General features: G+C 58.3%; 1 protein-coding gene. It reads right to left on the bottom strand.

Annotated features, from left to right (window positions below):
- On the bottom strand, positions 1-235 hold a 235-nt coding region (locus AC1RPT_RS08260), incomplete at both ends, for a hypothetical protein (protein ID WP_481763068.1).

Raw genomic sequence — 235 nt, forward strand, 5'->3', positions numbered from 1 at the left:
GCCCTGAACCTCTTCACGCAAGATGCTGCCGATCGGCGTCATGTCCGCGCCACAGTAGTGAAGGGTGACGCCATGGGCATCGGTCAGGTTGATGTGACCGTCGGGATTATAGGCCAGCAAATTTTCCATGATGCTGCGCGCCACGGCAATCAGCTCGGCATTGTGCGCCAGAATCGCCAGCAGTTGGTCAGGCGGTGGCGCGTGATAGACAAACTCATCGGGATCGATGCCGTAT

The organism is Dellaglioa sp. CoH-56-MRSF-11 (assembly GCF_056782135.1).